The 1734-nt window shown below is 52.9% G+C and carries 1 rRNA gene; it reads right to left on the bottom strand.

Annotation, left to right across the window (positions count from 1 at the left end):
* Positions 1–122: 122 nt before the first annotated feature.
* Positions 123–1734: ribosomal RNA gene (locus tag BLS08_RS25930) — 23S ribosomal RNA — on the bottom strand; the annotation flags it as partial.

Raw genomic sequence — 1734 nt, 5'->3', positions numbered from 1 at the left:
CGCTATCCCTTGGATACGTGATAGATGATTTGTAGTTCTTGCAAATTTTCGGCTTTCTGTCGACTTCACCATCGACACCCTCTGTCTCCGGCCTATGCCTTCGCAGATTGTTTGGGTGTTATATGGTCAAGCCTCACGGGCAATTAGTATGGGTTAGCTCAACGCCTCACAGCGCTTACACACCCCACCTATCAACGTCGTAGTCTTCGACGGCCCTTCAGGGAGCTCAAGGCTCCAGTGAGATCTCATCTTGAGGCAAGTTTCCCGCTTAGATGCTTTCAGCGGTTATCTTTTCCGAACATAGCTACCCGGCAATGCCACTGGCGTGACAACCGGAACACCAGAGGTTCGTCCAACCCGGTCCTCTCGTACTAAGGTCAGCCCCTCTCAAATCTCAAACGTCCACGGCAGATAGGGACCGAACTGTCTCACGACGTTCTAAACCCAGCTCGCGTACCACTTTAAATGGCGAACAGCCATACCCTTGGGACCGGCTTCAGCCCCAGGATGTGATGAGCCGACATCGAGGTGCCAAACACCGCCGTCGATATGAACTCTTGGGCGGTATCAGCCTGTTATCCCCGGAGTACCTTTTATCCGTTGAGCGATGGCCCTTCCATACAGAACCACCGGATCACTAAGACCTACTTTCGTACCTGCTCGACGTGTCTGTCTCGCAGTCAAGCGCGCTTTTGCCTTTATACTCTACGACCGATTTCCGACCGGTCTGAGCGCACCTTCGTACTCCTCCGTTACTCTTTGGGAGGAGACCGCCCCAGTCAAACTACCCACCATACACTGTCCTCGATCCGGATAACGGACCAGAGTTAGAACCTCAAGGTTGCCAGGGTGGTATTTCAAGGTTGGCTCCATGAGAACTGGCGTCCCCACTTCAAAGCCTCCCACCTATCCTACACAAGCAAGCTCAAAGTCCAGTGCAAAGCTATAGTAAAGGTTCACGGGGTCTTTCCGTCTAGCCGCGGATACACTGCATCTTCACAGCGATTTCAATTTCACTGAGTCTCGGGTGGAGACAGCGCCGCCATCGTTACGCCATTCGTGCAGGTCGGAACTTACCCGACAAGGAATTTCGCTACCTTAGGACCGTTATAGTTACGGCCGCCGTTTACCGGGGCTTCGATCAAGAGCTTCGCTTGCGCTAACCCCATCAATTAACCTTCCGGCACCGGGCAGGCGTCACACCCTATACGTCCACTTTCGTGTTTGCAGAGTGCTGTGTTTTTAATAAACAGTCGCAGCGGCCTGGTATCTTCGACCGGCATGGGCTTACGTAGTAAATACTTCACCCTCACCGGCGCACCTTCTCCCGAAGTTACGGTGCCATTTTGCCTAGTTCCTTCACCCGAGTTCTCTCAAGCGCCTTGGTATTCTCTACCTAACCACCTGTGTCGGTTTGGGGTACGGTTCCTAGTTACCTGAAGCTTAGAAGCTTTTCCTGGAAGCATGGCATCAACCACTTCGCATTCTAAAAGAACGCTCGTCATCAGCTCTCGGCCTTGATCTCCCGGATTTACCTAAGAAACCAGCCTACCACCTTAAACACGGACAACCAACGCCGTGCTGGCCTAGCCTTCTCCGTCCCTCCATCGCAGTAACTAGAAGTACGGGAATATTAACCCGTTTCCCATCGACTACGCATTTCTGCCTCGCCTTAGGGGCCGACTAACCCTGCGTCGATTAACGTTGCGCAGGAAACCTTGGTCTTTCGGCGTG

The organism is Ectopseudomonas chengduensis, assembly GCF_900102635.1.
GTDB classification, from domain to species: domain Bacteria; phylum Pseudomonadota; class Gammaproteobacteria; order Pseudomonadales; family Pseudomonadaceae; genus Aquipseudomonas; species Aquipseudomonas chengduensis.
The sequence above is the reverse complement of the archived record's forward strand: the minus strand, read 5'-3'. Positions and strand labels throughout refer to the sequence as shown.